This window comes from Ruminococcus turbiniformis, assembly GCF_020687545.1.
GTDB classification, from domain to species: domain Bacteria; phylum Bacillota; class Clostridia; order Lachnospirales; family Lachnospiraceae; genus Mediterraneibacter; species Mediterraneibacter turbiniformis.
The window spans coordinates 1-26,533 of the sequence record NZ_JAJEQX010000027.1 but is presented as its reverse complement, the minus strand read 5'-3'; the positions used below and the strand labels follow the sequence as shown (position 1 = coordinate 26,533).

Annotated in this window: 30 protein-coding genes and 3 pseudogenes; 32 read left to right on the top strand and 1 reads right to left on the bottom strand. The window is 51.4% G+C overall.

The features are described from left to right. Positions 1–11 precede the first annotated feature (11 nt). The 7 genes from LKD70_RS13565 to rpsR all read left to right on the top strand — a co-directional run bounded on the left by LKD70_RS13565 (position 12) and on the right by rpsR (position 4,817). Entirely contained in the window at positions 12–1,010 is a 999-nt protein-coding gene (locus LKD70_RS13565) for an ABC transporter permease (protein WP_407690974.1), read from the top strand. After that, on the top strand, positions 1,007–1,843 hold the full coding sequence (locus LKD70_RS13560) for an ABC transporter permease (RefSeq protein WP_227708484.1): 837 nt from the start codon (positions 1,007–1,009) through the stop codon (positions 1,841–1,843). The genes LKD70_RS13565 and LKD70_RS13560 overlap by 4 nt, the downstream gene beginning before the upstream one ends. A 13-nt stretch (positions 1,844–1,856) precedes the next feature. Beyond that, positions 1,857–2,873 (top strand): ABC transporter ATP-binding protein, encoded by a 1,017-nt coding sequence (locus LKD70_RS13555; protein WP_407690972.1) that lies wholly within the window; start codon positions 1,857–1,859, stop codon positions 2,871–2,873. A 127-nt stretch (positions 2,874–3,000) separates the two neighbouring features. After that, complete coding sequence (locus LKD70_RS13550) at positions 3,001–3,615, top strand: ABC transporter ATP-binding protein (RefSeq protein WP_227708483.1); 615 nt, start codon at positions 3,001–3,003, stop codon at positions 3,613–3,615. A gap of 155 nt (positions 3,616–3,770) precedes the next feature. Further along, positions 3,771–4,058 carry a 30S ribosomal protein S6 gene (gene rpsF / locus LKD70_RS13545; protein ID WP_227708482.1) on the top strand — a complete coding sequence of 96 codons (288 nt, stop codon included), beginning with the start codon at positions 3,771–3,773 and terminating at the stop codon, positions 4,056–4,058. 16 nt (positions 4,059–4,074) lie between these two features. After that, positions 4,075–4,518: a single-stranded DNA-binding protein gene (locus LKD70_RS13540; RefSeq protein WP_227708481.1), complete on the top strand. Its 444-nt coding sequence runs from the start codon at positions 4,075–4,077 to the stop codon at positions 4,516–4,518. 32 nt (positions 4,519–4,550) lie between these two features. Then, a complete protein-coding gene (gene rpsR / locus LKD70_RS13535; protein ID WP_015527519.1) occupies positions 4,551–4,817 on the top strand; it encodes a 30S ribosomal protein S18 in 267 nt (88 codons plus the stop codon). Positions 4,818–5,111: 294 nt separating this feature from the next. Here the strand turns inward: rpsR and LKD70_RS13530 are convergent, their stop codons facing one another. After that, positions 5,112–6,494 (bottom strand): alpha-amylase family glycosyl hydrolase, encoded by a 1,383-nt coding sequence (locus LKD70_RS13530; protein WP_227708480.1) that lies wholly within the window; start codon positions 6,492–6,494, stop codon positions 5,112–5,114. 202 nt (positions 6,495–6,696) lie between these two features. On the opposite strand from LKD70_RS13530, the gene LKD70_RS13525 reads away from it, so the two are divergent. The 25 genes and pseudogenes from LKD70_RS13525 to erm(52) all read left to right on the top strand — a co-directional run bounded on the left by LKD70_RS13525 (position 6,697) and on the right by erm(52) (position 26,455). After that, positions 6,697–7,686, top strand: a complete 990-nt coding sequence (locus tag LKD70_RS13525) for a hypothetical protein (RefSeq protein WP_227708479.1) — start codon at positions 6,697–6,699, stop codon at positions 7,684–7,686. A gap of 210 nt (positions 7,687–7,896) precedes the next feature. Then, positions 7,897–8,325 carry a 50S ribosomal protein L13 gene (gene rplM / locus LKD70_RS13520; protein WP_227708478.1) on the top strand — a complete coding sequence of 143 codons (429 nt, stop codon included), beginning with the start codon at positions 7,897–7,899 and terminating at the stop codon, positions 8,323–8,325. A 26-nt stretch (positions 8,326–8,351) separates the two neighbouring features. After that, positions 8,352–8,744 (top strand): 30S ribosomal protein S9, encoded by a 393-nt coding sequence (gene rpsI / locus LKD70_RS13515; protein WP_227708477.1) that lies wholly within the window; start codon positions 8,352–8,354, stop codon positions 8,742–8,744. Positions 8,745–9,187: 443 nt separating this feature from the next. After that, the gene (locus LKD70_RS13510) at positions 9,188–10,009 is read left to right on the top strand and encodes a ParA family protein (protein WP_002576359.1); all 822 of its coding nucleotides are present in this window, start codon (positions 9,188–9,190) and stop codon (positions 10,007–10,009) included. Then, positions 9,966–10,892, top strand: a complete 927-nt coding sequence (locus tag LKD70_RS13505; RefSeq protein WP_002576358.1) for a ParB/RepB/Spo0J family partition protein — start codon at positions 9,966–9,968, stop codon at positions 10,890–10,892. Before LKD70_RS13510 ends, LKD70_RS13505 begins: the two co-directional genes overlap by 44 nt. Positions 10,893–10,904: 12 nt before the next feature. Beyond that, the gene (locus LKD70_RS13500; RefSeq protein WP_002576357.1) at positions 10,905–11,180 is read left to right on the top strand and encodes a DUF5720 family protein; all 276 of its coding nucleotides are present in this window, start codon (positions 10,905–10,907) and stop codon (positions 11,178–11,180) included. A 33-nt stretch (positions 11,181–11,213) separates the two neighbouring features. Continuing rightward, the gene (locus tag LKD70_RS13495; protein WP_038270780.1) at positions 11,214–11,399 is read left to right on the top strand and encodes a hypothetical protein; all 186 of its coding nucleotides are present in this window, start codon (positions 11,214–11,216) and stop codon (positions 11,397–11,399) included. A gap of 69 nt (positions 11,400–11,468) precedes the next feature. Continuing rightward, positions 11,469–12,362 carry a DUF6017 domain-containing protein gene (locus LKD70_RS13490; RefSeq protein WP_002576355.1) on the top strand — a complete coding sequence of 298 codons (894 nt, stop codon included), beginning with the start codon at positions 11,469–11,471 and terminating at the stop codon, positions 12,360–12,362. Positions 12,363–12,410: 48 nt separating this feature from the next. Next, positions 12,411–12,773: a DUF7768 domain-containing protein gene (locus LKD70_RS13485; RefSeq protein ID WP_002578791.1), complete on the top strand. Its 363-nt coding sequence runs from the start codon at positions 12,411–12,413 to the stop codon at positions 12,771–12,773. Next, positions 12,766–13,077, top strand: coding sequence for a DUF5720 family protein (locus tag LKD70_RS13480; protein ID WP_002576353.1), 312 nt, complete (start codon positions 12,766–12,768; stop codon positions 13,075–13,077). The genes LKD70_RS13485 and LKD70_RS13480 overlap by 8 nt, the downstream gene beginning before the upstream one ends. Before the next feature lie 101 nt (positions 13,078–13,178). After that, entirely contained in the window at positions 13,179–13,679 is a 501-nt protein-coding gene (locus LKD70_RS13475; RefSeq protein ID WP_002576352.1) for a PcfB family protein, read from the top strand. Positions 13,680–13,681: 2 nt separating this feature from the next. Next, positions 13,682–13,984 (top strand): annotated as a pseudogene (locus LKD70_RS13470) (VirD4-like conjugal transfer protein, CD1115 family); the annotation flags it as partial. 32 nt (positions 13,985–14,016) lie between these two features. After that, positions 14,017–15,891: a recombinase family protein gene (locus tag LKD70_RS13465; protein ID WP_227708476.1), complete on the top strand. Its 1,875-nt coding sequence runs from the start codon at positions 14,017–14,019 to the stop codon at positions 15,889–15,891. A gap of 78 nt (positions 15,892–15,969) precedes the next feature. Next, entirely contained in the window at positions 15,970–16,164 is a 195-nt protein-coding gene (locus tag LKD70_RS13460) for a transposon-encoded TnpW family protein (protein WP_022030172.1), read from the top strand. Between the two features lie 133 nt (positions 16,165–16,297). Beyond that, a complete protein-coding gene (locus LKD70_RS13455) occupies positions 16,298–16,594 on the top strand; it encodes a P-loop NTPase family protein (RefSeq protein ID WP_070087571.1) in 297 nt (98 codons plus the stop codon). Positions 16,595–16,779: 185 nt separating this feature from the next. Further along, positions 16,780–17,613, top strand: a complete 834-nt coding sequence (locus tag LKD70_RS13450; protein ID WP_002584969.1) for a methyltransferase domain-containing protein — start codon at positions 16,780–16,782, stop codon at positions 17,611–17,613. A 121-nt stretch (positions 17,614–17,734) separates the two neighbouring features. After that, positions 17,735–18,040 carry a DUF3847 domain-containing protein gene (locus LKD70_RS13445; RefSeq protein ID WP_002584968.1) on the top strand — a complete coding sequence of 102 codons (306 nt, stop codon included), beginning with the start codon at positions 17,735–17,737 and terminating at the stop codon, positions 18,038–18,040. Between the two features lie 239 nt (positions 18,041–18,279). Continuing rightward, on the top strand, positions 18,280–19,788 hold the full coding sequence (gene mobQ / locus LKD70_RS13440) for a MobQ family relaxase (protein WP_227708475.1): 1,509 nt from the start codon (positions 18,280–18,282) through the stop codon (positions 19,786–19,788). Positions 19,789–19,803: 15 nt separating this feature from the next. Further along, positions 19,804–21,705, top strand: coding sequence for an AAA family ATPase (locus LKD70_RS13435; protein ID WP_227708474.1), 1,902 nt, complete (start codon positions 19,804–19,806; stop codon positions 21,703–21,705). A gap of 85 nt (positions 21,706–21,790) precedes the next feature. Then, a pseudogene (locus LKD70_RS13430) lies at positions 21,791–23,329 on the top strand (VirD4-like conjugal transfer protein, CD1115 family); the annotation flags it as partial. Between the two features lie 215 nt (positions 23,330–23,544). Then, positions 23,545–23,673 (top strand): annotated as a pseudogene (locus LKD70_RS13425) (Maff2 family mobile element protein); the annotation flags it as partial. Positions 23,674–23,802: 129 nt separating this feature from the next. Then, the gene (locus tag LKD70_RS13420; RefSeq protein ID WP_002571021.1) at positions 23,803–24,246 is read left to right on the top strand and encodes a zinc ribbon domain-containing protein; all 444 of its coding nucleotides are present in this window, start codon (positions 23,803–23,805) and stop codon (positions 24,244–24,246) included. Positions 24,247–24,409: 163 nt separating this feature from the next. Next, positions 24,410–24,832: an RNA polymerase sigma factor gene (locus tag LKD70_RS13415; protein WP_002571020.1), complete on the top strand. Its 423-nt coding sequence runs from the start codon at positions 24,410–24,412 to the stop codon at positions 24,830–24,832. After that, on the top strand, positions 24,825–25,022 hold the full coding sequence (locus LKD70_RS13410; RefSeq protein WP_002571019.1) for a helix-turn-helix domain-containing protein: 198 nt from the start codon (positions 24,825–24,827) through the stop codon (positions 25,020–25,022). Before LKD70_RS13415 ends, LKD70_RS13410 begins: the two co-directional genes overlap by 8 nt. 458 nt (positions 25,023–25,480) lie before the next feature. Next, a complete protein-coding gene (gene erm(52) / locus LKD70_RS13405; protein ID WP_227708473.1) occupies positions 25,481–26,455 on the top strand; it encodes a 23S rRNA (adenine(2058)-N(6))-methyltransferase Erm(52) in 975 nt (324 codons plus the stop codon). The last annotated feature ends 78 nt before the right edge of the window (positions 26,456–26,533 follow it).

Sequence of the window (26,533 nt, the reverse complement as noted above, 5' to 3'; positions counted from 1 at the left end):
AGAAAGGAATGATGATTTTGAAACACCGCCTGAAGTTTACGGGGAAAAAGCTGATCCGGATCGGGATTCTCCTGCTTGGAGTCAGTCTCGTTACATTTCTCCTTATGTGCGCTTCTCCGCTTGATCCTCTGCAGACAAATGTGGGGCAGGTGGCGCTCGGCTCAATGAGTGCAGAACAGGTGGAGCGGCTGGAAGCGTACTGGGGCGTGGATACGCCTCCGGTGCAGCGCTATCTCGGCTGGCTCTCAGGAGTGCTTCAGGGCGACTTCGGCACATCGCTTCTCTACCGGCAGCCGGTGATGACGGTGATCGGGGAGAGGCTTGGGAATTCCTTCCTTCTTCTGCTGGCAGCGTGGATGATCTCCGGTGTGCTTGGAATGGCGCTCGGAGTGACGGCCGGGGCATTCCGGGGAAAGTGGCCGGATAAACTGATCCGCGGGTACTGTATCGTCATTTCTTCCACGCCGGCGTTCTGGCTCGCGATCCTTCTTCTTATGATCTTTTCGGTCTGGCTTGGCTGGCTGCCGGTGGGGCTGTCTGTTCCGGCGGGGATGGCGGCAGAGGCGGTGTCTGCCGCGGACAGACTGCGGCATGCCATCCTTCCTGCGCTTACGCTGAGCATTACGGGCGTGGCCAATATCGCGCTCCACACGCGGGAAAAGATGATCGACGTGATGGAATCCGACTATGTACTTTTTGCCAGAGCGCGCGGAGAATCGGAACTGTCTGTTGTTCTGAGGCACGGACTGAGAAATGTTTCCCTCCCTGCCATTACGCTTCAGTTTGCCTCTGTCAGTGAGATCATCGGAGGGTCAGTGCTTGTGGAACAGGTATTTTCCTACCCGGGACTGGGACAGGCGGCGGTGACGGCAGGACTGGGAAGCGATCTCCCGCTGCTGCTCGGGATCACGGTTATTACTGCTGCAATCGTATTTGCAGGCAATCTGATCGCGGATCTGCTTTACGGTGTGGTCGATCCCAGAATAAGAAGGGGGACGGCCAGAGAATGAAACGAAGAGAGAAACTTTACAATCGAAGACAGACCACGCTGTTCTTTCTCGCTGCTGCGATCTTTGTTCTTGCGGCGGTGACGGTGTCCGGGATTCTTGTGGAAGAGAGGGCGGCGGCAACGGACTTTTCACGGACGAATCTGGCTCCGGGAATCCCGTATCTGTTCGGCACAGACTGGATGGGGCGGGATATGTTTCTGCGCACGCTCTCAGGGCTGTCCTTAAGCATCCGTATCGGCGTGCTTACTGCGGCGGTGAGCGCGGTGACAGCGCTCTGTCTGGGGACGGCAGCCGCAGTTTTCGGCTCAAGAGTGGATGCGGCAGTTTCCTGGGTAATTGATCTGGTGATGGGGATTCCGCACATTCTTCTTGTGATGCTGATTTCCATTGCCTGCGGCCGCGGGTTCGTCGGCGTAGTGGCGGGAGTGAGCCTGAGCCACTGGCCGTCTCTTGCGAGAGTTGTGCGGACAGAAGTACTTCAGATAAAGTCCGCGCCTTATGTTCTGGCGGCAGAGAAACTCGGTGTATCCCGGCTGCAGATCGTGAGAAGGCATATGATTCCCCATCTGTTTCCGCAGTTTTTAACCGGGACGATTCTTCTGTTCCCCCATGCGATTCTGCATGAGGCAAGTGTTACCTTTCTCGGATTCGGGCTGTCCTCTGAGCAGCCGGCCATTGGCGTGATTCTCTCGGAGAGCATGCAGTACCTGACTACGGGCCGCTGGTGGCTTGCCCTTTTCCCGGGGCTTGCGCTTGTGTTCGTGGTTGTGCTGTTTGCCATGCTGGGAGAGCGGGTACGAAAGCTTCTGGACCCGGCCAGTGTCCACGAGTGAGAGGAGGATATTTTTGGAAGCGATATTGGAGATACAGCATATGTCTGTCAGTTTTACACAGTACGGCAGGGGAATCCGCCGAAGACAGCTTCCGGTGATCCGGGATCTCTCCCTGTCCGTTGGGCCCGGTGAAGTGGTGGCCGTAGTCGGAGCAAGCGGTTCGGGAAAAAGCCTTCTGGCTCACGGGATTCTCGGCATCCTTCCGTACAACAGCTGCATGGAAGGGAAGATTTATTATGATGGGCAAGTGCTTACCCGGGAGCGCGCGGGGAAACTAAGAAAAGGCGAGATTGCGCTCATCCCTCAGGGGGTGACGTATCTTGATCCGCTTATGAAGGTGCGGGATCAGCTTACCGGAGGGAAACGGGATAAGGAAACGCTGGACAGATGCCGCCGGGCACTTGAAAGATACGGACTTGGGAAGGAGACGGAAGAGCTCTATCCCTTTGAGCTTTCGGGAGGCATGGCACGGCGTGTCCTGATTGCCTCCGCTGTGATGCAGAATCCCAGGCTGATTATTGCTGATGAGCCTACGCCGGGGCTGGACGTGCGCGCGGCGAAACGGATATTGGGACATTTTAGGGAGCTGGCGGATGAAGGTGCGGGTATGCTTTTTATCACGCATGACCTGGCGCTGGCTTTGGAGGTGGCGGACCGGGTGACGGTGTTTTATGCGGGAGAGACGATCGAGGAGGCTTCTGTTTCGGACTTTGCCGGGGCAGAAAGACTTCGTCATCCCTTTACGAAAGCACTGTGGAGGGCCATGCCGGGAAACGGGTTTGTTCCGCTGAGAGGCGCCCAGCCCTATCCGGGGACGGTCAGACAGGGATGCCCTTTTGCGGAGCAGTGCGAGAGGTGCCGCAGGGAATGCACGGAGACAGAGCAGATTCCGCTTCGACTGTCCGGGGGAGGGAAAGTTCGATGCCTGTACCCGGAGGAAGGAGATTGTACAGCGTTGGGCGCAGAGATCGGGAAAGCAGAAGCGGAAGATAACAGCGCCGGACACGCAGGGCGGGAAATCGCAAGATAACAGCGTAAGACGTACAGGAGCGGGAAAGCGAAGCGAAAGATAACAGCGCCGGGCGCACAGGGCGGGAACGCAAAAGTGAAAAATAGCAGCGCAGGGCGCGAAAGACAGGAAAAGCGGGGCATCGAAAATGACGCTTGAGGCAAAGAAAATTACATTCTGGTACAGAGGGAAAAAGAAGAAACCGGTTCTTTCAAACTTTGATCTCACGCTCTCCTCCGGGGAGCGTGTCGGACTGAAGGCGCCGAGCGGGAGGGGAAAAACGACGTTGTGCCGGATCCTTGCCGGATATGAGAGGCCGCAGAAAGGAACGGTCCTTCTGGATGGAAGTCCGCTCAGAAAAGCGGCGGGAACATACCGGGGCGCGTGCCCGGTGCAGATGGTGTGGCAGCACCCGGAGACTGCGGTGGATCCGCTTCTGAGGCTCGGGACAACGCTGCGTGAGGCGGGCATGCCGGACAGAAGGCTGCTGGAGCGGCTTCACATAGAAGAAGGCTGGCTGGAACGGTTTCCGGCGGAGCTTTCGGGCGGGGAACTGCAGAGATTCTGCCTGGCGAGGGCACTGCGGCCGGAGACGAAATTCCTTCTCTGCGACGAAATTTCCTCCATGTTGGATCTGGCGACACAGGCGCAGATCTGGCATTTCCTTCTGGAGGAAGCAGAGGCGCGCGGAATGGGGCTTCTTATTATAAGCCATGATGATGCGCTTCTGGATCATCTCTGTACAAGAATTGTGGCAATTTAAAAGGATGCAAAATATAACAAAAATACTTGAAAAATAAAAAAGCATGTGTTATCATGAATAACCGTGACATACTGTCGGAGCTATTCCGGACAGATTCATAATTCCTTGCTCCTGCGTGAAGGACGGGGGCCAGAGACCATAAGGAGGTGCAGAACATGAACAAGTATGAATTAGCTGTTGTTGTGAGCGCAAAACTCGAAGACGAAGCAAGAGCAGACGTAATCGAGAAAGTGAAAGCTCTGATCACACGTTTCGGCGGCAACGTAACAGACGTGGATGAGTGGGGCAAAAGAAGATTCGCTTACGAAATCCAGAAGATGAGTGAAGGATATTACTACTTCGTACACTTCGAGGCTGAGCCGACGGTTCCGGGCGAAGTGGAACAGCGTATCCGCATTATGGACAACGTGCTCAGATATTTATGCGTGAAACAGGAAGCATAAGCGGAAAGAGGTATATATGAATAAGGCGATTTTAGTAGGAAGGTTGACGAGAGATCCTGAAGTCAGATATTCACAGGGCGACAGCGCAACTGCGGTTGCGAGATATACCGTTGCTGTGGACCGCAGATTCAAGAGGGACGGAGAGCCTACGGCAGATTTTATTCCGTGTGTTGTGTTCGGACGTTCCGCTGAGTTCGCGGAGAAATATTTCCGCCAGGGAATGCGCGTTTCCATTTCCGGCCGTATCCAGACCGGAAGCTACACGAACAGAGAGGGTGTGAAAGTTTACACAACCGAAGTGATCGTGGAGGAACAGGAATTCGCAGAGAGCAGAGCTGAGAGCGAGGCCAACAGGTCATCTTATCAGCAGTCCGCTCCGGCACCGGCACCGAGTGCGCCGGCGGGAGACGGATTTATGAATATCCCTGATGGAATTGATGAGGAACTGCCGTTTAATTAGCCTTCCGCTATTCCGGAGAAAGGAGAATTATCATGGCTTACGAAAAGGGAAGCAGACCTGAGGGTGGATTCAAGAGAAGAGGCCCGGCGCGCAGAAGAAAAAAAGTGTGCGTATTCTGCGGTAAAGAGAATAACGAAATCGATTACAAGGACGTAGCAAAGTTAAAGAAATATGTTTCTGAGAGAGGGAAAATCCTTCCGAGAAGAATCACAGGAAACTGTGCGAAACATCAGAGAGCTCTTACAGTAGCAATCAAGAGAGCAAGACATATTTCCCTGATGCCGTACGTTCAGGACTAATTGAGAAAGAAAGGCTGATTTCAAAGGGGTATCCCTGAGAGTCAGCCTTTTTCTTTTTGTACAGGCGACGAGCCAAAGCCCGGGCTTGACCGAGGCCTTGGCGACCGCTTACAATCCCGGAATGTGCCGCCAGGCACTTCCGGTGATTAATACTGTTGAATTGTCGGGAGGATATACCTTTGTTCTGATGAAGCCTGACGTGTGGCAGGGGAAGGAAATTCCGGAGCAGGCCCGCGAGGAATCCCCTTCCCCACCTCTCGGCGGAAGCATACAGATAACTCGACAAATCACAAGTTATACCATTTTTAAATACTGCACACTGTAAGCCGGCATCGCGATCTGTCCCTGCAGCGCGACGATCTCGGGCTCGTTTTTGCCCGCAGTGTTGACGCTGTCAGAATCGGATGTCTTCTGTCCTTCTGCAGAGCCGACCTGATAGAGAACTGTGCGTTCAAAAGTTCCCTGCAGTTCGTGGCTGCCGCCTGTATACTCCTGATCGGAAGCGTTGATTGCGACAAGAACCCGCTCACTGTCGCTTCTGCGTTCAAAGACAAGCTGATGATTGGTGAGCACTACATTGCGGTAAGAGCCGTTGCACAGGGCGTCGCTCTCACGACGTACGGCAATCAGTTCCCGGATAAAATCTGTCAGTTCATTGGGCTTGGGCTCTTCAAAACATGGCCGGAGCGCATAGTCATTATCCGGCGCCTTAGCTCCTTCCTCGCCCCATTCGCTTCCGTAGTAGATGCACGGAATGCCGGGCATTCCGAAAAGAAGTCCGTAAGCCAGAGGAATATGATTTTTATTTGTCAGTATTGTAGCCAGCCTTGAGACATCATGATTGTCTACAAATGTCATCAAATGCTTTCCGCGGTAAATACACCACTGTTCCGGACCGTACTGGCGGTTCAGTGAATGGGCGATCTCAAACATGTTCATGCTGTTGAAACTGGAGTAAATTCCCTTGTAGCATTCATAGTTTGTGCAGCTGTGGAGCATTTCATCGTTTACAATCAGGTTGTAATCTCCGAAAAGCACCTCGCCGATCAGGGCAAACCCGGGTTTAAGCTCTTCGCAGAAACTGCGCAGACGCTTCATGAAGTTGTGATCCAGACTGTACGCCACATCGAGACGGAGCCCGTCGATTCCGAATTCTTCGATCCACATTTTCACACAGTCCAGAAGATAATCAACGACAGCCGGATTCTGAAGATTCAGCTCGACGAGTTCGTAGTGACCCTCCCAGCCTGCATACCAGAAACCGTCGTTGTAACAGCTGTTTCCGTCGAAGTTGATTTTAAACCAGTCTTTGTACGGAGAGTCCCATTTTTTCTCCTGAACATCCTTAAATGCCCAGAATCCGCGGCCAACGTGATTGAATACTCCGTCCAGCATGATTTTAACGTCGTGTTCATGGAGTCTTTGGCAGACTTCTTTGAAATCCTCGTTCGTTCCAAGCCGGCAGTCGATTTTCGTAAAGTCTCTTGTGTCATATCCGTGATTATCAGACTCAAAAATCGGATTCAGAATGATGGAGCCGATCCCAAGTTTCTGGAGATATTCCGCCCATTCTCCGATTTTCAGGATGCGGTGTGCCTCGATTCCGTCATTGTGAACGGGAGCCCCGCAGAAGCCGATAGGATATATCTGATAAAAAGTTTCGTTATAAGCCCACATAGTCATGTCCCTTCCTTCATTTCTTTCAATAAGAATACTTAACCAGTATACCACAAAAGTAAGCGAAAAAGAAGACGAAGAAGACGAAAGAGGAGACTTGGATTGACACTTGAATTGACACTGCGTTCCGCAGAAGATATACTGTAAAGAAGAGAAAACCCGGCGCTGGCCGGTATGGATAACATTGTTTGGAGGGATTGTTTTGAAAAGACGGAACTCAGTAAGAAAAGGACTGTCAGTGCTGATCATGTCCGTCATTCTGGCCGGCATGGCACCGCTTGGTATTCAGGCAAAAGAGGTGACGGCAGAAACGGAAGAGAACGCTGTGGAAGCCATGTCAGAGACGGGGACAGAAGGGATAACAGATGGAAATGATTCGGCAGGTGCATCAGACGGACTGACAGGAAACAGCGCGGCAGACACGTCAGGCGGTCTGACAGAAAACGGCGCAGCAGACACAGCGGGCGGACAGTCAGGAAACGGCGCGACAGACACATCGGACGGTCTGAACGGAAATGGTTCGGGAAATGCATCAGAAGATGGAACGGAATCAGATGTTCCGGGAGATGCGGGAGATAACGGAGACGGTGAATCGGGCGGACAGGAGATACCGGATATGATTATTCCGGTTGTGCTTCCGTTTGAAGCAGGGGAAGAGTATGCCGGCCTGGACGAATTTCTTGCTCTGTCTGCGGAAAAGTTTGAGATTTACACTGTCGCATTTGTAAATGCGGCAACGGGAATGCCCGTGCAGCCGGAAGAACCGATGGAAGTCTCTGCTGCGGTTCCGTCTGATTATAATGCAGAGCGGACTGTGATCAGCGAGATATCCATGAACGGAGAGACGCCGCAGCGAACGGAACTGCCGTGTACGATTGAAAACGGAACAGCGGTGTTTAAGACGGATCACGCCGGGCTGTACGTCGTCATGGAGAAGAAGGTGCAGGCAGAGCTTCCGCCTTCACTTGAACCGACGGATAAAGTGGACAGACTGGATCTTGTGAAAACACAGGAACCCGCATCGTCACTGCCCTCTGTATCGGGGACGGCATCCGTGTCCCGCATCTCGTCGGTAAGTCCGGACACCGGGGATCAGTCCGCGGGAATCGGGTATGCGGTGGCAGGCATGGCGCTTGCAGCTGTGGCAATTGTGGCGGTGATCATTATACTGGTCAAAAACAGAAGAAAATAGCGGAGAAGCAGAGAAATCAGGAAGTCACTGAACTGCAGAAAGCATGAGAATGTAAGAAAAGTGGAAGAAAAAACTTGACACAGAAAAGAACGGGTACTATAATATTACAGCATGACTAAAGGAGAAACAGTATACGCCATAGCCCCGGAGTATGCTGATTTCAAATAGACAAACCAATGTTATCTGATGATTTTAATAGGAGGAACACCCATGAAAACGTATATGGCTAACCCTGACAAGATTGAGAGAAAATGGTACGTGGTTGACGCTGACGGCTGCACATTAGGACGTCTTGCTTCTGAGGTCGCTAAGGTACTCAGAGGAAAGAACAAGCCGGAGTACACACCGCACATTGATACAGGCGATTATGTAATCGTTGTTAATGCAGAGAAAGTAAAAGTAACAGGAAAGAAACTTCAGCAGAAAGTTTACTATAACCACTCCGATTATGTAGGAGGAATGAAAGAGACTACACTTGCCGAGATGATGGCAAAGAAACCGGAGAAGGTAATTGAGCTGGCTGTTAAAGGAATGCTTCCGAAAGGACCTATGGGAAGAGACATGATCAAGAAGCTTCATGTTTACGCTGGCCCAGAGCATGCACATCAGGCTCAGAAGCCGGAAGTTCTTACATTTTAGTCAGAGGTTGAAAGGAGGATATAACAGTGGCTAACGCAAAATATTACGGAACAGGAAGAAGAAAAAAATCAATCGCGAGAGTATACCTTGTACCTGGAACAGGCAAGATTACAATCAATAAAAGAGATATCGACGAGTACCTTGGACTTGAGACACTGAAGGTTGTTGTTCGTCAGCCGCTCGTGGCTACAAACACAACAGATAAGTTCGACGTAATCGTTAACGTACAGGGCGGCGGCTACACAGGACAGGCTGGAGCAATCCGTCACGGTATCGCAAGAGCTCTTCTTGAGGCTGACGCTGATTACAGACCGGTGCTCAAGAGCGCAGGATTCCTGACACGTGACCCGAGAATGAAAGAGCGTAAGAAATACGGCCTCAAGGCTGCCCGTCGCGCTCCGCAGTTCAGCAAGCGCTAAACTTTATCAAAAGTGGTCAAAAACCCCGGAACTACGCGGTTTCCGGGGTTTTTCCTTTTCAAATGGTTTGACGCAATTTGACAGAACGAAGCCTCTTTTAACCCGTTTTCTATGGGTTAAATGGTGGACAACCACCCCAAAAAGAGGGCTTATGGGTTAAAAAATAGGACAACCGAGACGCGATTTTGGGATGCCAAGGGGATGTTTATTTATACATCTCCAAGAGACCTTTTTCGTGAAAACGGTTTGTCTGAATTTGACCTAATTTGAACAAAAGAGAATAAATCTAATCGCCAAGCGCTCAGTATTTTCTACTGGGCGCTTTTTGCGTTTCCGGGGAATTTCATTCCGGGATAAGAAAAGGCCGTCACTTTCAATTTTTGAAGTGGCGGCTTTTTCTATTTCCAGAAGCCATAGAACAATTCAGAAATGAGGTGAAGTCATTGAACACGCAAATCATCGCCATCGCCAACCAGAAAGGCGGCGTTGGCAAGACAACCACCTGCGCGAACCTGGGGATTGGGCTGGCGCAGGCCGGAAAGAAAGTGCTGCTGATCGACGGGGACCCGCAAGGCAGCCTGACCATCAGCCTGGGCCACCCCCAGCCGGACAAGCTGCCCTTTACCCTGTCCGACGCGATGGGCCGTATCCTGATGGACGAGCCGCTGCGCCCCGGCGAGGGTATCCTGCACCACCCGGAGGGCGTTGACCTGATGCCCGCAGACATCCAGCTCTCCGGCATGGAGGTCTCCCTGGTGAACGCCATGAGCCGAGAGACCATCCTGCGGCAGTATCTGGACACGCTCAAGGGACAGTATTCCCATATCCTGATTGACTGCCAGCCATCCCTGGGTATGCTCACGGTCAACGCCCTGGCCGCCGCCAACAGGGTCATAATCCCCGTTCAGGCGGAGTACCTGCCCGCCAAGGGCCTGGAACAGCTGCTCCAGACCGTAAACAAGGTGAAGCGGCAGATCAACCCCAAGCTCCAGATCGACGGCATATTGCTGACGATGGTGGACAACCGCACCAACTTCGCCAAGGAGATTGCCGCCCTGCTGCGGGAGACCTATGGCAGCAAAATCAAGGTGTTCGGCACCGAGATTCCCCATTCTGTCCGGGCAAAGGAGATCAGCGCCGAGGGCAAAAGCATTTTTGCCCATGACCCTAATGGCAAGGTGGCCGAGGGCTATAAGAATCTGACCAAGGAGGTGATAAAACTTGAAAAGCAGCGCGAAAAAAGTAGAGCTGGCTCCATACGATGATTTGTTTTCCACCGAGGAAAGCCGCCAGGATGCCAAGCTGGAGAAGATACAGGAAATTCCGCTGTCTGAGCTGCACCCATTTAAGGGGCATCCCTTCAAAGTCAAGGATGACGAGGCCATGATGGAGACCGCCGACAGCGTTCGGCAGTATGGTGTTCTGGTTCCGGCGATCGCCCGCCCGGACCCGGAGGGCGGCTATGAGCTGGTTGCCGGTCACAGGCGGCACCGGGCCAGTGAGCTGGCCGAGAAAGAAACCATGCCTGTCATTGTCCGAGACCTGGACGATGATGCTGCCACTATCATCATGGTGGACAGCAACTTACAACGTGAAAGCCTGCTCCCCAGCGAAAGGGCCTTTGCTTACAAGATGAAGCTGGAGGCTATGAAACACCAAGGCGCACGGGGGGACTTAACTTCGTCCCAACTTGGGACGAAGTTGCGTGCAGATGAATTGTTGGCGCAGCAGGCTGGTTCGAGTAGGAACCAGGTGCAGCGCTATATCCGCCTGACGGAGCTGATTCCCGAACTGCTGGATATGGTCGATGAAAAGAAAATCGCCCTCAATCCGGCTTATGAGCTGTCCTTTCTCAAAAAAGAAGAACAGCGGGATTTGCTGGACGCGATGGACAGCGAACAGGCTACCCCCTCTCTCTCCCAGGCTCAGCGACTCAAGAAATACAGCCAGGAGGGACATCTGACCCTCGATATGATGCGCGTCATCATGGGTGAGGAAAAGAAAAGTGATCTCGACAAAGTGACTTTCACCTCCGACACCCTGCGGAAGTATTTCCCCAAAAGCTATACGCCCCAGCGGATGCAGGAAACCATTATCAAACTGCTGGAGGCGTGGCAGAAGAAGCGCCAGAGAGACCAGGAACGATGAAAGGAGCCGCCTATGAGGGATATTTCAGCCCGTGAGCTGAAAGGACACAATATCTTGGCCGTAGAGCGTTTTCAGGACAGCACCCGCTGGATGATCGAGTTTTCCGTTCAGCGCCCTTGTTCCTACGGCTGCCCCGGCGATGATATGCGGCTGTTTCTTACGGAGGACGGGTATCAGGCCGCCCTCGTAAGCCAGAAGCGTCGGGAAATCAAAATCAAGCGGTATGCCCGTGTGATCGAGGGCCATGTGCTCGACTTCAAACCGGACAAGCGCCGCCGCCACCCGTAAACTCATTATCACTACGAAAGGAAAGGAATGAATATGTGTACTGTCCAGAGCATCAAAGATGCCATCCGGGAAAGTTGCCAGTCCCAGTATGATATGGAATCCACCGACATTGACCGGGTTTTGCAGACCCTCCCGTTTTCGGAGCATGAGCCGATGTTCAGTCATCCGCCGAAGTACAAGCGTCCTTACCGGCCCTGGCAGAACAACAAAAACAGCTGAAAGCCACAGTCTTTTTCACGAAGGATTGTGGCTTTTTTCATGCCCTAAAATTAGAAAGGAGTGAAGTCAATGGCCGTTTTTCGCATTGAACGGACCAAAGATTATACCGTGATGAGCAATCATCACCTGCGGAACCACGAACTATCCCTCAAGGCAAAGGGGCTTCTTTCCATGATGTTATCCCTGCCTGATGACTGGAACTATACTACCCGTGGACTTGCGAAAATCTGCAAGGAGGGCGTTGATGCCATCGGCAGTGCGCTGCGGGAGTTGGAAACCGCCGGTTACATCGTGCGGAACCAGCTGCGGGACCAACAAGGCCGGATCAGCGACACCGAGTATGTGATTTATGAGAAACCCCAGCCCAGGCAGCCAGAAACGCCAAGGCCGGATACGGCTGTACCAGATACGGCTTCACCAGATACGGAAAACCCGTATCTGGATAAACCGGATACGGAAAAGCCCGCAGAATTAAATATAGAGAAACCAAATACTCAAAAACAAAATACTCATGGAGCAAGTACCGATTCCATTCCCTTCCGGGAAACAGCGGCAGCACAGCTGCCGGAACGGAAAGGAAGGGATGCGATGTCTGTCTCAGAGATAGAAAATTATCGGGAATTGATTCTGGAGAACATCGAGTATGACTATCTGTGCAGAGAGTTTTCGACCTACCGTGAGGACCTGGACGAGATTGTGGAGCTGATGGTGGAGACCGTTTGTGCCAAACGTAAAACCACTCGGATCGCTGGCAGCGACTTTCCCCATGAAGTCGTGCGCTCCCGGTTCTTGAAGCTGGATAGCGAGCATATCCGATTTGTCATGGACGGTATGCAGAAAAACACCACGGAGGTCCGCAATATGAAACAGTATTTGCTTGCAGTGCTGTTCAACGCGCCCACCACGATCAGCAATCACTACACCGTACAAGTCAATCACGATATGAACACAGGCGGCTGGTAAACAGCCGCTTTTCTGTTGCCCGGCAATACCGGGAGAAAGGATTTTGCCATGAAACGACCTCTTGCCTACATTACGGCTCCCTGGAGCAACAACCAGTATGAGAACGCCGAGAACGCTGCCACCTACTGCCGCCAGGTGTACGACGCCGGGTATTCGCCCATCTGCCCGGTTCTGTTCTTGTCCACCTTCCTCAAGGACGAGATTCCCCAGGAACACAAGGACGGGCTGGATATGGTGCGAGACTATCTGCGCCGGTCCCATGTGCTGGTGGTCTGCGGCCACGGCATCGACGAGACCGTGAAGAATGACATCGCCACCGCTGAGCGCCTGCGGATCACCGCTACCACCCTGGACGGTATCCTGACTGTGAAAGGCCAGGGACGCGGGAAAGGAGGTGCGCGCCATGCCTGAGCGTAAGACCGTGGGCCAGCTGATGGAGGAAATGCGGCTCAAGGCCGGGGCGCAGAACTACCACGGCCATGAGTACATGGATTTGGAGCGGTTTGCCGAGGACACCCGGCACATGATTATCTTCGATGTGCTGACCCACGATTCGCCGGTGGGCTGGAAAGGCGAACGGACCCGCCTGTTTCTGACGGAGGCCGGATACCAGAAAAGCCTGGAGAACCAGGAAAAGGGCCACATCAAGATTCTCAGCCATGCCAAGGTGCGCCAGGGACATCTGTACTATGACCGCTCCGATCAGCTGCGTTGAAAGGAGCCTGCCATGATGAAATACCTGCTGCGGCGGCTGGTGGTCCCGCCTTAGTATCAAGCGCCACCCCTGCAAAATCCGTGGAAAGGAGGCGATGACCTATGCAGGAGGAAGTGGAAAACAGGACTTTGACGCTGGTAGTCAGCGGAACAAAGTTTACCGGGCGGCTGTTTAAGGCCGCCATCACCAAGTACCTTGCCCACCGCAAGGAAAAGAAGCTGCAAAAGCAGAAAAGCCGGGATACCCCCGTGATTCCCCACGGCAAACAGACGGTGAAGCAGCTGATCGGCCAGAATCAGGGCGTTTCCAACATCGAGATCACCGACCCCTCCATCAAGGAGTTTGAAAAGATCGCCCGGAAATACGGCGTTGACTATGCGGTGAAGAAGGACCGCAGCAGCTCCCCGCCCAAGTACCTGATCTTTTTCAAAGGCCGCGATGCGGATGCCCTGACCGCTGCCTTTACCGAGTACACCGGCAAGAAGGTCAGAAAGGCGCAGAAAACAGAGCGTCCGTCCGTGCTGGCAAAGCTGAGCCAGTTCAAAGAGCTGGTGAAACACGCCGTTGTGGACCGGAACAAGCGGAAGGAGCTGGAACGATGAAGATGAAAAAGCAACTTGACATCAAAAAGCTCCTTTTGCTGAATATGCCCTATATCCTGATGGGGCTGTTCGCAACCAACTTCGGTGAAGGATGGCGGATGGCCGTGGGTGCGGACGCTTCGGCAAAAATGCTTTCGTTCTTCTCCACGCTGCCGGTGGCGCTGGCCAGCTGGTGGCCCAGCCTGCACCCTTTGGACCTGCTGGTGGGGCTGTGCTGCGGCGCTGGCCTGCGATTGGCCGTGTATCTCAAAAGCAAGAACGCCAAGAAGTACCGGCACGGTATGGAGTATGGCAGCGCCCGCTGGAGTGCATAATTTTAAGTGTAAAGGAAGCCTATATGGACGCACAGGAGGTTATGCACATGAATGATTACAACAAAATCACAGCCCTTTACTCCCGTCTTTCCGTAGGGGACGAGGACAGGGACGGCGGCGAGAGCAACAGCATACAGAACCAGAAAATCTTTTTGGAGAACTACGCCAGAGGGCAGCGGCTGACGAATATCCGGCACTACATCGACGACGATGAAAGCGGCAGATTTTTTGACCGTTCTGCCTACTCCCGCATGATGGAGGACGTTGAAAACGGGAAAATCGGCGTTTGCATTATGAAAGACCTTACCCGCTGGGGGCGCGACTATCTCCAAGTCGGCAACGCTATGGAGATATTCAGACGGAACAACGTGCGTTTTATCGCGGTCAACAACGGCATTGACAGCGAGAAGCCCGACACATTGGAGTTTGCGCCCTTTATCAACATCATGTCGGAGTGGTACGCAAAGGACATCAGCAAGAAAGTGAAAACGGGCATTAAGACCAAAGGCATGAGCGGAAAGCCGATTGCCACCGAAGCCCCCTATGGCTATGTCAAAGACCCGGACAACAAGGATTTTTGGATAATCGACGAGGAAGCCGCCGAGGTTGTGCGCCTTATTTTCCGTTTGTTTATCGGCGGGAAGAACCGCAACCAAATCGCCGTATATCTGAAAAACGAGCAAATCCCTACCCCCACTTTCTACATGAAAGACCGGGGACGGGGAACGTGTAAAAACAAGGCGCTCAATGAGGATAACCGCTACAAGTGGAACAAAGCCACCTTGACCCATATCCTTACGCGGCAGGAGTATTGCGGCGATGTAGTCAACTTCAAGACTACAAAGCATTTCCGGGACAAGCGGAACCACTATGTAGACCGGAGCCAATGGCAGATAACCGAAAATGTGCATGAGCCGATTATTGACCGCGCCGACTTTGAAACCGCACAGCGGATTTTGGAAAACGCGCCCGTCAGACGCCCCAACGGGGACGGGGAAATCCACCCTTTGTCGGGCTTGCTTTTCTGTAAGGATTGCGGCGCAAAAATGCACATCCGCATAGATTACAGAAACGGCGGCAAGCGGCACGTTGCCTATTGCAGCGAGTACCACAAGGGGAAAGCCAAAAACCCCAAGTGCCATTCCCCACACATCATTGACGCTGACTTGCTTATGCAGACCGTCGCGGAAGTGCTGAAGAAAATCGAGGACTACTCTATCAGCAACCGGGCGGAGTTTGAAGCCTTAGTGAAAAAGAGCCTTGCCATGCAGCAGACCGACCAGACCAAGAAACAGCAGAAACGTATCCCGCAAATCACGACACGCCTTGAACAGATTGACAAGGTGCTGAATAAGCTCTATGAGGACAACGCCCTCGGCACTATCCCGCAAGACCGCTATGAGCAAATGTCGCAGAAGTATTCGGAAGAATACTACACACTGAAAACGGAGCTTGCGGGACTCCAAGAGCAGCTATCCGCTTATGAGAACGCGGGAGGGCGGGCGCAGAAGTTTTTGAAGCTGACGGAACGCCATGCCGCCTTTACCGACCTCACCCCCGCCATTCTCAACGAGTTTATCAGCAGGATTGAAGTGCATGAGCGCGACCAGAAAAGGGCGAGATACGCAATCCAGCACATCAGCATATATTTCAACTATATCGGCAGGTTTGAGAACGAAGTAACGCAGCTTGCAGAGCCGACCGAGCAGGAAATCCGGCAAATGCGGGAGGAAATCGAAGAAGCCAAAAAGAAAAAGAGCCGCGCCTACCACCGGCAGTATTCAAGGGAGTACCGGGCGCGAAACCTTGAAAAGCAGCGGGAGTATGACCGTATCAAGGCGCGGGAATACCGGGCAAAGAAAAAGGCACAGGAAGCCGCCGCAGCACCCGCACAGTAAAACCGAATACTGACAACCAAGAGGGATTTTCCGGGCTACGGGAAATCCCTCTTTTGCACCCAGAGAAAGGAGCCGCCTATGGCAGAACAGAACGGGACACCTCAATCCCCCGACAGTGTTATCACGACACAGAGGGACGGACAGACCATCGTTGCGGAGTTGTTTTTCAACCACAGCGGCACAGAAACATTCCGCGACAAGCTGCTCAAAGTGATACTTGCCGACAGCTTGCAGGACGGTCAAGAGCCGGAAAAAACGAAAATCACGCGATAGGAACCGCCCGGACGAAGAATGGTTCGCCGGGGCGGTTTCTATTTGAAAATCCCCATTTTCCCCAAGTCAAGAGCCGGGAAAATTCCCTCAAAAATGCCCCTCTCTCCAAACGAGGGCGCAGAAAGGAGAGTTTATGCGAACAGGGCTTCCCAAGCAAAAAAAGGTCACAGACATCTGGTTTGATGAGAAAGACCCGTTGATCCATATCCGTACCCACAACACCGACTTGAAGAAGCGGCTTGCCGCCTATGCCGAGCAGCACCCCGATGTGTGCCGCCAGACCGACGCAGACCCGGAAACGGGCTGCATGGAGTTTGACATTGAGAAAGGCCGCTTCTCTTTCCGTCTGACCGCCCCATACAGCGAGGAACGGCGGGAAGCGGCGCGGCGGTATGCCAGAGAGAGCAACGTCGCCGACAGGCTGAAATAGAGTTGAAATGTTCATAGTTTTGTGCTATACTTTTTCTAAAAGCAGAGTAATACTGCGGAATTGATTGGAGGACAACACAATGGTTACATTTATGAGATTAAGATAAAACCGCGAGTTATGTTGCGGTTATCCGTATTGCATAACTCGCTTATTGAAGCAGAGATGTAATTACGGAGGAAAAACAAATGAATAATAATTTATCACGCTTTGCAGACAGCAAGGTTTATTTTCAATGCCCAATTTGCACAAAATCAATGGATATACAAGGCAATAGCCTAATTTGTAGACATGGACATTGCTTTGATATTTCAAGATATGGGTATGTAAATTTGTTGTTAAAATCATCGCCCAAAACCAACTACAGCAAGCGGTCTTTTGACAACCGGCACCAAATTTTGGAGTATGGCATGTATGATGTTGTGTTGGAGAAAATCATACAGTTTATTTCTGATACGCCATCTATAAGAAACATTTTAGATGTTGGTTGCGGCGAGGGTTTCTATGCAAGGCAGATACAGCAAAGAACAGAACGAAACATCTTTGCCTTTGACTTGTCAAGGGAGGCAATACAGATTGCATCAAAAAAAGACAAGCGCAAAGCAGTGAAGTGGTTTGTTACTGACTTATCAAAAATCCCTTTGAAAGACGGAAGTATGGATTGTATTTTAGACATATTTTCGCCTGCACACTACAAAGAATTTCAGCGATTGCTATCTCCTAACGGATATGTTGTGAAAGTAATTCCTACGAAAAATCATTTGAGGGAAATCAGGACTAAAGTGCAAGCACACTTGAAAAATCCAGATTATTCAAATGAGTCTGTCGTTGAATATTTTGAGAAATATCTTAAAACCATTTCAAGAGAAACGGTTTCAGCCACCGTACAGTTGTCATCAGAACAAAGAATGTCGTTTATTGAAATGACGCCGCTTCTCTTTTGCGTTGAAAAAGATTGCGTTGATTGGCGTACTCTCACACATTTGACAATCGAAGCTGATGTTTTAATAGGAATGTATTAAAGGGCGTATTGATATTTAATATTCCCATTTATTGAGCAGAACGGAGTAAACCAAACACCCTAATCAAAAGGACAGCCGAGGAAATCGACTGTCCTTTTTCTGTGCCGACAGGTAGAAAGGAGTGACCACCCATGACGAAACCGAGAGAAAAAAACGCGAGGAATTGCAAGCCGAGATTGAGGACGGGAAGAAGAAAATCCGGCAGCTTGAAAATCGGGAAAAGGTGTTGCGGCAAAAGTTATCCCAAGAGGAACGCAGGACGCGCAGCCATCGGCTGATCGTCCGGGGTGCGGTCTTTGAGAGCATTGTGCCAGAAGCAAAGACCATGACCGACGAAGAAGCCGCCGCCTTTCTCCGGCTTGCCCTGACGAGCGAGGAAGCGCGGGGCTATCTGAAAAAACGCACCGAGGGCGGGAAAAGCGAATAATCCCTTTGGTACAAAGGGCGCACTTATACACCCTTACGGGTGCGTGCGCTCTGCCGAGGGCTTGTCGGCACAGAGAGAAAGCCGCTTGCTTCCCTCTCTGACCGACATTGGCGGCTTTGCCGCAACAAGGGGCTGCACCCCTTGCGCCGCTTACGCGGCTATCCCTGCACACCCACAAAAACAGTATACCCGCCTTTGGCGTCTGTACCATTTTTGCGGGTTTTCATTTTATCCGGGAGGTGATACCCATAGCCATCTATCATTGTAATATCAGCATTGTCAGCCGGGGCAAGGGCAAATCAGCCGTTGCCGCAGCCGCCTACCGAAGCGGCGAAAAGCTGACAAATGAGTGGGACGGAATGACACACGACTACACCCGCAAAGGCGGTGTTGTCCATACGGAAATTATGCTGCCACCCCACGCCCCGCCCTCTTTCTCTGACCGTTCAACCTTGTGGAACAGCGTGGGGCTTTACGAGAAAGCCGGGAACGCCCAGCTTGCCAGAGAGATTGACGCGGCGCTCCCCATAGAGTTATCCAGAGAGGAACAGATCCGGCTTGTCCGGGAATACTGTTCCTCTCAATTTGTTTCCAGAGGAATGTGCGTTGATTATGCCATTCACGACACCGGCAAGGGCAATCCCCATTGTCACATCATGCTTACCATGCGCCCCCTTGACGAGCGCGGCGCATGGGCGGCAAAGTCCCAAAAGGAATATGACCTTGATGAAAACGGCGAGCGTATCCGCTTGCCAAGCGGCAGATACAAGACGCACAAAGTTGACCTGACCGGCTGGAACGACAAGGGCAACGCCCTCTTGTGGCGTAAGGCATGGGCGGATATTTCAAACGCCTACCTTGAACGAGCCGGAAGCCCGGAGCGTATCGACCACCGCAGCAACGCCGAGCGCGGCATTGGCGAGATACCCACCGTCCACATGGGCGTGGCGGCTTGCCAGATGGAGAAGAAAGGTATTGCCACCGAGAAAGGCGAACTGAACCGGAATATCCAAAAGGCAAACCGCCTTATACGGGAAATCCGAGCGCAGATTGGAAAGCTCAAAGAATGGATTGCCGACCTGTTCAAAGCGTGGGAAACCGCCCCGGAACAGCCGCAACAATCCCCCGGCCTTGCAAATCTGCTGATGAAGTATTTGAGCGTTCAGAGAGAAAAGAGCCGGAAGTATTCGCAAAGTTGGCAAAGGCAGCACGCCGCCGATGAACTGAAAACCGTTGCAAAGGCAGTAGGCTATCTTTCCGAGCATGGCATTTCCACCCTTGCGGAGCTGGACGCTACCCTTTCCTCTGTCAGCGACCAAGCCGACGCTATCCGGGCGGGCATGAAAACCGCCGAGAAGCGCATGAAAGAATTACAAAAGCTGATTGAATACGGGAAGAACTACACCGAGTACAAGCCCATTCACGACGAGCTGAAAAAGCTGAAAAATGGCTGGACGAGCAAGCGCGACAAGTACGAGGAAGCCCACCGCGCCGAGCTTACGCTATGGAACGCAGCGAGCCGCTATCTCCATGCAAATCTGCCGAAAGGGACAAAGAGCTTGCCTATCGCTGAATGGGAAAAAGAGTACGCCACCCTCAGCGGGCAGAGAACAGCGGAATATACCAAGCTGAAAGAAACCCGCGCCGAGGTTGCCGAGCTGCACAATATCCGCAAGTGCGTTGATATTGCGCTGAAAGCCGACCAGCCGGAGCAGACCCGCACCAAGCAGCACGACTTAGAACGATGAAAGGAGTTGAGATTTTTGTACTACACCCAAGAACAGATAAACCGGGCGAACCAAGCCGACCTTGTTTCTTTCCTGCAATCACAGGGCGAGCAGCTTACCCGCGCCGGGAATGAATACCGCTGGAAACGGCACGACAGCTTGACCGTCCGGGGCAACAAGTGGTATCGCCACAGCCAGAGCAAGGGCGGCGGCCCCATTGATTTTGTCATGGAGTTTTTCGGCAAGAGCTTCACCGAAGCCGTGGAACTTCTCACAGGAGAAAAGGGAGCCGCACCGCCGCCGGACAGACCTTGCCCCACGTCCCTTTCCGACTTTCGGCTACCACCCCCAAACAGCGACAACCGAACAGCGAGGAACTACCTTACAGCAGCCCGCCGCATTGATGAAGATGTGACGGGCTTTTTCTTTGCCCGCGGCGATATTTATGAGGACGCAGCCCACCACAACGCCGTATTTGTGGGGCGGGACGAGGACGAAATACCGCGCTACGCCCACAGCAAGGGAACGGCGGGAAACTTCCGGCTTGATGTGAAAGGCAGCGACAAAGCCTTTAATTTCTGCTACCGAGGCGAGGGTGACAGGCTTTTTGTCTTTGAAGCCCCCGTTGACCTGCTCTCTTTCCTCTGCCTGTTCAAAAAGGCGTGGCAGAAGCAGAGCTATTTGTCATTGGGCGGCGTGGGAGAAAAAGCCCTGTTGCGTTTCCTCTCTGACCGCCCGAACATCAAGACCGTTTACCTCTGCCTTGACAGCGACCAAGCCGGAAACGACGCTTGCAGCCGCCTTGCGGAGCTTGTGCCGGAGGGCTTGACCGTCCACCGCCTTGTGCCGCTTTACAAGGACTGGAACGAGGTATTGCAGCACCGGGCAGAAATCACAGACGGGAAGTATATCCGGGAAGCGGTTTACGGATTGAAAGAACCGCCGCAGGAAGAAACCGTCGAGATTATCCGCATGAGCGAGGTTGACACACAGACCGTTGAATGGCTATGGGAGCCGTATATCCCTTTTGGGAAAGTAACCATTGTGCAAGGCAACCCCGGCGAGGGCAAGACCACCTTTGCCCTACGCCTTGCCGCCGCCTGCACCACCGGGGGAACGCTGCCGGGAATGAAGCCCTTGCCGCCATTCCAAGTGATTTACCAGACCGCCGAGGACGGGCTGGGCGATACCGTCAAGCCCCGCTTGATAGAAGCCGAAGCCGACCTTGACCGCGTGCTTGTGATTGATGAAGCCAAACGGGAGCTTACCCTCTCCGACGAGCGCATAGAAAAGGCAATCACGCAGAACGGGGCGCGGTTGATTATCCTTGACCCCATACAGGCGTACATGGGCGAAAAGACCGACATGAACAGGGCAAACGAAGTGCGCCCCATGTTCCGCCGCCTTGCCGATGTTGCCGAGCGTACCGGGTGCGCCGTTATCCTTATCGGACACTTGAACAAAGCCGCCGGAGGACAGAGCGCATACCGGGGCTTAGGTTCTATTGACTTCCGCGCCGCAGCAAGGAGCGTCCTGCTGATCGGGCGCGTGAAGCGGGAGCCGAATGTGCGCGTTATCGTCCATGACAAATCTTCCCTTGCGCCGGAGGGCAAGCCCGTTGCCTTTTGCCTTGACCCGGAAACAGGCTTTTCATGGATAGGCGAATATGACATAACCGCCGACGAGCTGCTATCCGGCGCGGGCGGGAACACCGCCACCAAGACCGAGCAAGCCGAGAAGCTGATACTTGACCTGCTTGCAGACGGGAAAGAACTTGCCAGCGAGGACATTGTAAAGGCCGCAGCCGAAGCCGGAATATCCGAGAGGACGGTACAGAACGCCAAGCGCAACATGGGCGGTATTTTAGGCGCAAGGCGTGTCGGCGGTCAATGGTATAACTTCATCAAGAAGAAGCAGCCACCCGAACCCGCAAGCTGAAAGTGCAAAACGCAGACCCTTTGCACTTTGCACTTTCGCACTTTCACAAGAATTTGCGTCAATAACTCAAAAAAGCACTTGACAAAACGCTTCATGGGGCACCCATGAGGACATCGCACCCTACATCGACCCGGTGTTCCAGAACAATGTGATTCTGACTAAAACCGAGAGCCTGACCATGAACAGCCGCCCCAAGGACCCCAAGACCGCCAGAAACAAAAATGTGCTGGTGATCGGTGGCTCCGGTTCCGGCAAGACCCGCTTCTGGCTGAAACCGAACCTGATGCAGATGCACAGCTCCTATGTGGTGACAGACCCAAAAGGCACCATCCTGGTGGAGTGCGGCAAAATGCTTCAGCGCGGCACACCCAAGCTGGGCAAGGACGGCAAGCCCATGAAGGATAAGCACGGCAAGGACATCTATGAGCCTTATCGGATCAAAGTCCTCAATACCATCAACTTCAAGAAGTCCATGCACTATAATCCCTTTGCCTACATCCACTCCGAAAAGGACATCTTGAAACTGGTCACGACGCTGATCGCCAACACCAAGGGCGAGGGCAAGGCCGGGGACGATTTTTGGGTTAAGGCCGAGACGCTTTTGTACTGCGCCCTCATTGGGTATATCCACTACGAGGCCCCGGTGGAGGAACAGAATTTCTCCACCCTCATCGAGTTCATCAACGCGATGGAGGTCCGGGAGGATGACGAGGAGTTCAAGAACTCCGTGGACCTGATGTTTGACGCGCTGGAGGCAGAGAAGCCCAACCACTTCGCCGTCCGTCAGTACAAAAAGTACAAGCTGGCTGCGGGCAAAACCGCAAAATCCATCCTGATTTCCTGCGGTGCGCGCCTTGCCGTGTTCGACATCGCGGAGCTGCGGGAGGTCACGGCCTACGACGAGCTGGAGCTGGATACCCTGGGAGACCGGAAAACCGCCTTGTTCTTGATTATGAGCGACACGGACGATAGCTTTAACTTCCTGATCTCCATGTGCTACACCCAGCTGTTCAATCTGCTCTGCGAAAAAGCGGACGATGTGTACGGCGGGCGGCTGCCGGTCCATGTGCGGTGCCTCATTGACGAGGCCGCCAATATTGGACAGATCCCTCGGCTGGAAAAGCTGGTTGCCACCATCCGAAGCCGTGAGATTTCCGCCTGCCTGGTGCTGCAAGCACAGTCCCAGCTCAAAGCTATCTACAAGGACAACGCCGATACCATCATCGGCAACATGGATACCTCCATCTTCCTGGGCGGCAAAGAGCCGACAACCCTCAAGGAGCTGGCCGCCGTGCTGGGCAAGGAGACCATCGACACCTACAACACCGGCGAGAGCCGGGGCCGCGAGACATCCCATTCTCTTAACTACCAAAAGCTCGGCAAAGAGCTTATGAGCCAGGATGAACTGGCCGTCATGGACGGCGGCAAGTGTATCCTCCAGCTGCGCGGTGTGCGGCCTTTCCTCTCGGACAAGTACGACATCACCAAGCACCCCAATTACCCGTACACCGCCGACGCGGACCCCAAGAACGCCTTTGACATCGAGGCGTTCCTGTCCACCCGGCTCAAGCTCAAGCCCAACGAGGTCTACGATGTGTATGAAGTAGACGCAGAGGGCGTGTAAATCTGTTCCGCTGTGAAAGGAGTGATCTTATCTACCCGCCTCAACCGCCCCGGATGGGGCCATCGGCGTACAAAGTGGACAATCACCAAAAAATAATGAAAAAAGGAGGACAGCCGGAATCAGGCCCCGGAAACCGGGTGCCGATTGTTCCGGCTTTTGTATGCCTATGAATGACTAAATCAAACTTTTCAAATGATTCCGGCTAACTATAATTTATGGCATTTTTCAATCAGGCTATCACCGTTCTTCAGACCCTCGTTATCGCTCTGGGCGCTGGTCTCGGCATCTGGGGTGTCATCAACCTGCTGGAAGGTTACGGCAACGACAACCCCGGTGCGAATGCTCATGTGCCATAAAGTAACACATAAGAATTGATAGACAGCAGCCCACTATTCCGCAGCAACAGCGAGTTGCTTGTTAAAACCCCATTTTGAAGTTATAATGAGTAAAAACAACCTTTAGGAGGGACGGGCATGGAAATACAAGGTATTCTTAAAAATTTACGCGAGAAAAACAACCTTACGCAAGAACAACTGGCTGAACGTGTGCAAGTTACCCGACAGGCGGTTAGTCGCTGGGAAACAGGCGAAACGCAGCCAAATACAGATACCTTAAAACTGTTATCACGAGTTTTTGATGTGTCAATCAATACGCTTCTGGGTTCTCCACGGCAACTTGTTTGTCAGTGTTGCGGAATGCCATTGAATGAAGATGGTCTGATTAGCCGAGAACCAGACGGAAGCTATAACGAGGACTATTGTAAATGGTGCTATGCTAATGGGAAATTTGCATATCAATCCAAGGAATCTTTATTGGATTATCTGGTTGCGAATATGCCAAATCCCGATAACGCAGATGAAGAAACCAGACGTAATCAGTTTGATTTGTACCTTTCGCAATTAAAGCACTGGAAATAACTATATTGTCATAGCAAAGCCAGCCGAGCCAGTCAACGGTCAAGATGAACGGCGCGTACCGCGCCGCCGTTGACAGCCCCGCCCGCCTTTGCTGGTAGGCAATCAAGGGGCGACAGCAAGGAGTGCTGCCGCCCCGCACTATTATCAGAGAGGGGGAATTTCCATGACCGAAGATGAAGCCTACAAAGTGCATATCCAGTACACCTTTAACGCCTTTTGCAAGGTTGTCATTCGTCACGCCGCCATAGATATAATTTTGAAGCTGCGCCGGAGGTGGGAACGGGAAGTTTCCCTTGACTATCTGATGAATGAGAAGTTTGTCCAGCTTGCCGAGCCGGAGCAGCTTGAAGAATATCTTTTTACCGCCTGCGGCCAGACCGCCGTTCTGTACCATGCGGAACTCGCCGCCGCCCTTGCCCTTTTGCCAGAGCAGACACAGGAAGAAATTTTCCGTTACTATTTCCTGCGCCAGCCGCAGCGGGTGATCGGCGTACATATCGGACGGACACGCAGCACAGCAGGGCGGCATATCCAGCTTGCCTTGAAGCGGCTCCGGCGGCTCATGGAGGGAAAACGCTATGAGTAAACTTCTCCCCTATGAAACAATCGTCAAGGCGCATGAGGGCGACCCGGACGCAATCGACACCGTTCTTTCCCACTACGTCGGATATATCCGATACTGTTCCAAAGTACACGGGAAAGTCAGCGCCGAGGTTGAGGAACATATAAAACAGAAGCTAATCGCCGCGCTGTTCAAATTTCGCTTTGACCGATAAGCAAAGAACGAACACCGACTGTCATTAGCGATTTTCACCAGCAAGTTTACAATTCATCTATTCCCATAAGTAAGCGGTCATAGTATAATAAAGCCATCGACAAATAGTAATTATATTTTTTGAAAGAATTCTATAGAGTAAAAATATTTTGTCTTCTATGTTTTAGAAAATGTGCAACAGTCGTTCCGTGAGACTGGTATGTGCCCAAAAAAAATGGTCTATGCAAGAAAATAGATACAACAATAGTGAGCAAATGATTCAGGTAAAGATCAGATATATAATATTTTAAAGTAATTGTACATTTTTTAAGAAATTACAATGGTCATTCATCGTGTTTGAAAGAATAGGTTATTGGCGCACTTTACTTATATATCGTTTTACAGGGGCTGTTTTTTATGCAACGTTAGGGCTTACTCGTATATAGTTATGAAAATAAATAGAGAATGAGGTGCGATTAGATGAAAAATCTTGGATATTCACAAAATTTTTTGGTTAATAAAAAGTTGGTAGAACGTTTAATAAGCAAGTCAAATATTGATGTAACAGATTATGTTATTGAAATTGGTCCTGGAAAAGGGATAATAACAGATGTACTTTCTCAGCATGCTGGAGAGGTTGTTGCAGTTGAATATGATCAAGAATTATATAATAATTTAGTAAGATATCACAGTCATGATAATGTTACATATATATTTGGTGATTTTTTAAAATATAAGTTGCCTTTAAATCGCAGATATAAAATATTCTCCAATATTCCTTTTCAGATAACAGCGGATATTATTAGGAAATTAACAGACGATGTAAATCCACCATCAGATATAAATATCATAATTCAAAGAGAGGCAGCTAAAAAGAATTGCGGTATTCCATTACAAAAATATGAAGGTTTTCGTGCTGCTATAATAAAGGCACAATATAAGGTAGAAATTACACATAGTTTTAAAAGGAGCGATTTTTTTCCTTCGCCTAATGTTGATACAGTTATGCTTCATATGCAGTTATGGGATGATAGATTGAGTGGTGATGATCTTCAAAATTATAAAGATTTAGTGGCTTTTTTTTACACTAATATTAAAGGAGAGACTGCTAAAGAGAGACTTTCTATTTTATTTTCTAATGAGCAAATCAAAAGATTGGGAAAAGCCAATAGAATTAGTCTTTCAAATTCATATACGTTAATCACGGCCGAGCAGTGGATGAATATTTATTATTACTCCAAAATTGGATTGACAGATGAAAAGAAAAAAAAGTTTCAAGATGCATATAAAAAACTTCAAAAAATGAATAAAAAATTGAAAAAGCAAAACAGAACATCTTTACGAAAGTCTAGTAGCAATAAGAAATGTAGAACAAGGATTGATACTTCTAATGGTACAAAAAATAGACCTGAATTATTCATGATAATTCACTTCACTGCGGTCAATGCTGCATAGTTGCTGATATTTTTGATATTTCCTACTTTCACTTAACAGATGAAGAAATTTTTATAGAAAAAGAACTTCAGCTTTGTT

What these genes read in the sequence shown, in the direction of transcription:
- LKD70_RS13475 (WP_002576352.1), top strand. Translation starts at nt 13,179, where the DNA reads ATGCAGGAGGAAGTGGAAAACAGGACTTTGACGCTGGTAGTCAGCGGA.
- LKD70_RS13410 (WP_002571019.1), top strand. Translation starts at nt 24,825, where the DNA reads ATGAGTAAACTTCTCCCCTATGAAACAATCGTCAAGGCGCATGAGGGC.
- LKD70_RS13450 (WP_002584969.1), top strand. Translation starts at nt 16,780, where the DNA reads ATGAATAATAATTTATCACGCTTTGCAGACAGCAAGGTTTATTTTCAA.
- LKD70_RS13485 (WP_002578791.1), top strand. Translation starts at nt 12,411, where the DNA reads ATGAAACGACCTCTTGCCTACATTACGGCTCCCTGGAGCAACAACCAG.
- LKD70_RS13420 (WP_002571021.1), top strand. Translation starts at nt 23,803, where the DNA reads ATGGAAATACAAGGTATTCTTAAAAATTTACGCGAGAAAAACAACCTT.
- rpsR (WP_015527519.1), top strand. Translation starts at nt 4,551, where the DNA reads ATGGCTTACGAAAAGGGAAGCAGACCTGAGGGTGGATTCAAGAGAAGA.
- rplM (WP_227708478.1), top strand. Translation starts at nt 7,897, where the DNA reads ATGAAAACGTATATGGCTAACCCTGACAAGATTGAGAGAAAATGGTAC.
- LKD70_RS13560 (WP_227708484.1), top strand. Translation starts at nt 1,007, where the DNA reads ATGAAACGAAGAGAGAAACTTTACAATCGAAGACAGACCACGCTGTTC.
- LKD70_RS13465 (WP_227708476.1), top strand. Translation starts at nt 14,017, where the DNA reads ATGGACGCACAGGAGGTTATGCACATGAATGATTACAACAAAATCACA.
- LKD70_RS13415 (WP_002571020.1), top strand. Translation starts at nt 24,410, where the DNA reads ATGACCGAAGATGAAGCCTACAAAGTGCATATCCAGTACACCTTTAAC.
- LKD70_RS13550 (WP_227708483.1), top strand. Translation starts at nt 3,001, where the DNA reads ATGACGCTTGAGGCAAAGAAAATTACATTCTGGTACAGAGGGAAAAAG.
- LKD70_RS13490 (WP_002576355.1), top strand. Translation starts at nt 11,469, where the DNA reads ATGGCCGTTTTTCGCATTGAACGGACCAAAGATTATACCGTGATGAGC.
- LKD70_RS13460 (WP_022030172.1), top strand. Translation starts at nt 15,970, where the DNA reads ATGGCAGAACAGAACGGGACACCTCAATCCCCCGACAGTGTTATCACG.
- rpsF (WP_227708482.1), top strand. Translation starts at nt 3,771, where the DNA reads ATGAACAAGTATGAATTAGCTGTTGTTGTGAGCGCAAAACTCGAAGAC.
- LKD70_RS13495 (WP_038270780.1), top strand. Translation starts at nt 11,214, where the DNA reads ATGTGTACTGTCCAGAGCATCAAAGATGCCATCCGGGAAAGTTGCCAG.
- LKD70_RS13565 (WP_407690974.1), top strand. Translation starts at nt 12, where the DNA reads ATGATTTTGAAACACCGCCTGAAGTTTACGGGGAAAAAGCTGATCCGG.
- LKD70_RS13500 (WP_002576357.1), top strand. Translation starts at nt 10,905, where the DNA reads ATGAGGGATATTTCAGCCCGTGAGCTGAAAGGACACAATATCTTGGCC.
- LKD70_RS13455 (WP_070087571.1), top strand. Translation starts at nt 16,298, where the DNA reads ATGCGAACAGGGCTTCCCAAGCAAAAAAAGGTCACAGACATCTGGTTT.
- LKD70_RS13540 (WP_227708481.1), top strand. Translation starts at nt 4,075, where the DNA reads ATGAATAAGGCGATTTTAGTAGGAAGGTTGACGAGAGATCCTGAAGTC.
- LKD70_RS13530 (WP_227708480.1), bottom strand. Translation starts at nt 6,494, where the DNA reads ATGTGGGCTTATAACGAAACTTTTTATCAGATATATCCTATCGGCTTC.
- LKD70_RS13480 (WP_002576353.1), top strand. Translation starts at nt 12,766, where the DNA reads ATGCCTGAGCGTAAGACCGTGGGCCAGCTGATGGAGGAAATGCGGCTC.